The following is a 5,255-nucleotide window of genomic DNA, read 5'->3' as shown; positions in this document are numbered from 1 at the left end:
CCTTCGATCACGCTGCGGACGGCGGGCGAAAGCTTGGTGTCGCCCAGCGCGTCTTCGAACTTGGCCTTGATATGATCTTCGCCGGCTTCGACTTCGTTGACGATCGCCTTGTCGTCCTGGCCCGTCATCATCGACTTGAGGTTGAGGAACATGCGATGTGCGCCTGCAAGGACGGTGCCGTCGTCTTCAGGATTGCCGCCCAGGCGGGTCACTTCCTGCTGGAGCCGCGTAGCGACTTCGCGGCGTTCGGCGGCGCGGCTGGTGAAGAGGGTCACGAAGCGACCGCCTTCGCTGTCCTTGGCGGCTTCGGTATAGCCATCGGCGCTGTCGATCGTGGTGGCGATCAGGTCATTAAGGGTCGAAATATCGTGGCTGTTGTCGGACATGATGGTTCCCGTCTTGAAAGATGAAAACCGGCGCCATTGGCAACCGGATACCCCCTTCAACGACGCGCGACCGGGAAAGTCGCAAACAAATGTCGGTCCTTAACCTCCATCAATGAGATTGATGGGAAAGCCCTCAGTCACCTGATGCCGCGAGCATCCGATAGTCGCGGATGCCCAGTTCCAGCAGTCGCGCCTCCGCCCGCAGCAAATGCGTGCGGCCCAGGGGATTGGGCGCGTGGAGCGCATTTTGCAACGTCGTATCGGTCGTGACGGTCACGATACGTTCAAGCCCGGTCATCAGCGCCGTCGCCATGCTGAACACGGGCGATTGCGGTTTGCTAAGGTCGCCATCCATCTGTTCGACCATCAGGCGCATGACCGGCAGGGCTGCGTTGATACGATGCAGCATCATCCGTTCATTCTGCGCGTCGGCCATGCGGTTGCGCAGATGGAGCAAGCGGGAATTTTTGACCCAGAAGCCATGATAGGCCGTCACCAGCGCCAGACTATGCTCACCCAGCGAAGCATCGTCCCAGCGCGTGCGGAGCAGGCCGACATATGCCTCTTCGGCGGTCGCCATCACCGGTTCCAGCACGGCCAGGAGCAATTCGGTCAGGTCGTTGAAATAGTTGTAGAGCGACGTCATGCCAAGCGACGCCTGACGCGCGACGGCGCTAAGCGACAGTTCGATATCGGCGGGGCCAGCGAGCAATTCGTTGGTGGCGGCAAGGATGCGGTCGCGCGTGTCCCGCCCCTTGCGCCCCAACCGTTGTCCGTTGAGATTATGGCTGAGCGTCTTGGTCGCGGCGGACGGGCGCGAGCGCGGCGATTTGCCTGCCCCCTGCCCTGCCTTCATGTCCGCCTTTGCGCTCAAGAGCCGATCCTTGCTATCCTGTCATGCGCGCCATGCGATCAATTTGGTTTCGAGAAATTCCTCGATTCCCTCAAGACCCCATTCGCGGCCGATTCCACTGGCCTTGTAACCGCCAAAAGGCAAGTCCCCGGCAATGCACATGCCGCCATTCACGCTGACGGAGCCGGTGCGTATCCGCCTCGCCACCGCAATGGCGCGATCGAGATCGGCCGAATAGACCCCGCCGCACAGGCCATAGTCGCTTTCATTGGCGATGCGGACGGCGTCGTCATCATCCTCGAACGGGATGACGACCAGCACGGGGCCGAAAATTTCTTCCTGGGCGATGCGCATGTCGTTGGTGACATCGACAAAGCAGGTGGGCTCGATGAAATAGCCGCTGCCCTTGTCGGGCCGTGCCTTGCCACCCGCCAGCAGTGTCGCGCCTTCGGCCTGGCCGATATCGATATAGGACAAGACCCGTTCCATCTGCCGCTGCGACACGACCGGTCCCATGATATGCGCGGGATTATCATAGTCGCCCCAATTGTCGCCGAAGCTGGCATAGGCATGTTTGAGGACCGCTTTGGCTTCCTCATAGCGGCTGCGCGGGACGAGCAGGCGCGAATGGACGGCGCAGCCTTGGCCGGCGTGGAACACCAGCATCGACTGGGCGACGTCCATCGCGAAATTGGCGCTGTCCTCCAATATGATCTTGGCGGACTTGCCGCCCAGTTCGAGGAAGACGCGCTTCAATGTGGCCGCGCCCTGTTCCATGATGCGCTTGCCGACATTGGTAGAGCCGGTGAAGGAGATGAGATCGACGCGCGGATCGGTCACCAGCATCTCCCCGGCGAGAGCAGGATCGCTGCCGAAGATGACGTTGAGTACACCGGCGGGGAAGCCCGCTTCCTGGGCCAGTTCGCCGAAGATTGCGCCCATGCCCGGCGTGTTGGGCGCGGGTTTGAGGATGACGGTGCAACCGGCGAGCAGCGCGGCGACGACCTTGCCCACATTCACATAAAGCGGGACGTTCCAGGGCGTGATGGCGCCGACGACGCCGACCGGTTCATAGACCGCCTTGCGCTGCGTTTCGAAGCCATAGCCGGTGCGGCCGCCATAATCCTTGTCCCATTTCAATTGCGGAAAGAGGCGCAGATAATCGTCCCAGCCGTCGAGCGCCATGTCCACATGGGCGCGGCCGACCGCGCCCATCGCGGCACCGGCTTCGTCGCGCGCGAGGTCGGACAGGCGTTCGCGGTTCGCTTCGAACAGGGCACGCAATTTGGTGACCAGGTCGACGCGCTTTTCGACATTGGTGGACCAGTCGGTCGTGTCGAAGGCGTGGCGCGCGGCGGCGATGGCTTCATCCACATCGGCGGCCGAAGCATCGGCGGCCTTGCCGACCGGCTGGCCGGTCCAGGGGCTGATGACGTCGAAGGTCTTGCCGCCCTGCGCGTCGCGCAGCACGCCGTCGATGGTGAGTTTGGCGTCGGGGAGAGTGGCCATGGCTAGGGTCTTTCTGTCGATATGCGGGATAGGGCGATCAGCGGCGGCGCGCCGTCAACGCGACCGTGCTGATGTGCAGGTCGGCGGGCATGTCGATGACGGCGCGGAAGGCGTCGGTGACGGAATCATAATGGGTGATGGGCCGCTCGCGCGGGTTGAGGCCGATCTTGGCATTGTCCTGCATGAAGCGCATGGCGACATCCATCGGCCAGTTGGTGCCGGTCTTGGTTTCGTCCATCATCTGCCCGGCCTGGACCACGGTGACGCGCACATCGTCGGCCGCCAGTTCCCGTCCCCACATGTCCGACATCAATTCCAGCCCTGCCTTGCCCCCGGCATAGAGCCAGAGCATCGCCATCTTGATCGCGACGGATTCGCTGCTGACGTTGATGATATGCCCGCCACCCCGCAGCAGCGGCAGCGCTTCACGGGCGCAATAGATCGGCCCGGCGACATTGATGGCGAGGGACGACTGAATCTGGTCGTCGCGCACCTCGGCGAGGGTGAACGGCTCATAGATGGCGGCGTTGTTGATGAGGACGTCCACTTTGGGATGGCGCGTGGCGATCTGCGCGAAGGCGGCGCGAACGGAGTCGGGATCGCCGACATCGCATTGCAGGGCCAAATGCCCCTCGCCCAGTTCGGCTGCCACGGCTTCCAGCTTCGACAAGGTGCGGCCGAGCAGGATGACGGTTTCGCCGTCACGCGCAAAGCGCCGCGCCAGGGCGCGACCGAGGCCGTCGCCCGCGCCGGTGATGATGATCGTCTTGCCCATGTCCTGCTCCATCCTTCATCTCTTGTTGCTTCATCCCATTCCGCACTGGCGCGCGCACGGCAAGGGGGACGGCCATCGCGCGCGCGATAGCTGTTCAGGCGGCGGCAGCGGGCCGCGCGAAATCGGCGGGGTAGACCGAGAGGTCGCCATCATAAGCGATGCCGCCGGGCCAAAAGGCCGGGCCGCTGACTTTGCCGAAATAATGGACCGTGCGCGCGACCGAGCCGGAGGCGGAGCGCGGGGCGAAGGCGACGCCGCTGGGGCTGACGCCGCGGGCGCGGGCGCTGAAATCCTTGACGGTAAAGAGCAGATCGTCGGTCTGCTGCGCGCAGATAACCAGGTCGCTGCCGGGGCAATAGCGTTTGGGTTCGAGTTGCACCGGCGACAGGCGGCCGCGCTTCATGCCGACCTTGCCGGGGACGCGGGTCACTTCAGGGGAATGCACCGTGTCATACCAGTGATGATATTCGGCTTCGCGCCCGGCGACGAAATTGGCGAGGATGATGCTGACGCCCGAAAAGGGCTGATCGGCCCGGTGGTTGGGGCTGAAGGCCCAGTCGGCATACATGGCATAGCTGTGAATGCGTTCGCTTTCGTCGCTATCGTCGATCAGCCCGGCGTCGCGTGCCTGGGCCAGGAGAGGGGCGAGCGCGGGCAGGTCGATTTCCGGGGTGGCGGTGTCATGCTCGTAGACGGTCAGAAATCGCCATGGCTGGGGGATGTCGTGCATGATCTGCTGCGGCGTGATGGCATAGCGGTCGGCGCTGCGGAAGCCGCGCAGGCGGGCGAGGTCGTCGCGATGCGGGCCGTCGAACCAGGCGGCATAGTCGCCTTCCCGCCCGGCCGGGACGTTATGGAGGTGGATGGTGGTATGCAGGCTCATTCCTCTGCCCTCTGGCTGCGCGCGCTCAAACGCTTGTCGGGTGACAATTCAGCATGGACGGCAACGGTGCGCCAGAGGATTGGGCGAGCCTGATCGATTGATCGCCGGGGCAATGGCAACCGGGCGGGTATCAGAAGCGGAACCCGCGCATCTGGTTGCCGCCGTCGCACAAGATGACCTGGCCGTTGACGAAACTGCCTTCTTCCGACGCGAGGAACAGGGCCAGGTTTGATATATCGGCTGCTGTCCCCTGCCGCTTGACCGACTGCATGGCTTTGAGCCGCTCCCAATTGGCGGGATCGACGCCTTGGAGCGCTGCTTCGGTTTCCATGAGGCCCGGCGCGATGCCGACGCAGCGAATGTCGTCGATGCCGAACTGCTGGGCCATGGCGTGGGTGAAGACGGTGAGCGACGCTTTGGTGATGCCGTAAGCGGTGGCGGGATTATAGCTGGCCATCGAGCATTTGTTGATGATGACGCCCTTGGCTTTTGCCAGCGCGGGACGCAGCGCTTCGGCCAGCAACAGGGGGCCGAAGGTGTTGACGGCGAAAAAAGGCTGCCATTTGGCCATGCCGAGATCAAAGAATCCGCGCGCGATTTCGCCTGCATGCAGGCCTGCATTGTTGATGAGGACGTCGAGCCGGTCATGCGTCGACAGGATCGTGGCGGCGAACGCCTGAATGTCGGCTTCCTGGCCCATGTCGACGCGGTGGACGGACGCATTGCCGCCGCCCGCTTCGATCAGCGCCTGGCTTTCGGCCAGCCTCGATTCGTTGATATCGGCGAGGATGAGATGCGCGCCCTCCCCTGCAAAGGCCAGTGCATGGTCGCGGCCGAGGCCGCCTGCCG

The 5,255-nt window shown here is 63.6% G+C and carries 6 protein-coding genes (1 of these 6 cut by a window edge); all 6 read right to left on the bottom strand.

Going from position 1 to position 5,255, the window contains the following annotated elements; all coding sequences use genetic code 11:
- Nucleotides 1-386: PA2169 family four-helix-bundle protein (locus tag IL54_RS02965; protein WP_037473113.1), on the bottom strand; the 386-nt coding region annotated here is incomplete at its 3' end.
- A 133-nt stretch (nt 387-519) separates the two neighbouring features.
- Nucleotides 520-1,260, bottom strand: coding sequence for a TetR/AcrR family transcriptional regulator (locus IL54_RS02960; RefSeq protein ID WP_037473112.1), 741 nt, complete (start codon nt 1,258-1,260; stop codon nt 520-522).
- Nucleotides 1,261-1,281: 21 nt separating this feature from the next.
- Complete coding sequence (locus IL54_RS02955) at nt 1,282-2,748, bottom strand: aldehyde dehydrogenase family protein (protein WP_037473111.1); 1,467 nt, start codon at nt 2,746-2,748, stop codon at nt 1,282-1,284.
- Nucleotides 2,749-2,785: 37 nt separating this feature from the next.
- Nucleotides 2,786-3,535: an SDR family oxidoreductase gene (locus IL54_RS02950; RefSeq protein ID WP_237748768.1), complete on the bottom strand. Its 750-nt coding sequence runs from the start codon at nt 3,533-3,535 to the stop codon at nt 2,786-2,788.
- A gap of 82 nt (nt 3,536-3,617) precedes the next feature.
- Entirely contained in the window at nt 3,618-4,406 is a 789-nt protein-coding gene (locus IL54_RS02945) for a hypothetical protein (protein ID WP_037473110.1), read from the bottom strand.
- Between the two features lie 130 nt (nt 4,407-4,536).
- Nucleotides 4,537-5,255 carry the 3' portion of an SDR family NAD(P)-dependent oxidoreductase gene (locus tag IL54_RS02940; protein WP_037473109.1) on the bottom strand. Its footprint extends 16 nt past the window's final position, so the window shows 719 of its 735 coding nt (coding positions 17-735); the start codon falls outside the window, past its right edge — the gene reads right to left on this strand; it ends in the stop codon at nt 4,537-4,539.

The organism is Sphingobium sp. ba1 (genome assembly GCF_000743655.1).
In the GTDB taxonomy this organism is placed as follows: Bacteria; Pseudomonadota; Alphaproteobacteria; order Sphingomonadales; family Sphingomonadaceae; genus Sphingobium.
This window is presented reverse-complemented; position numbering and strand designations above follow the sequence as displayed.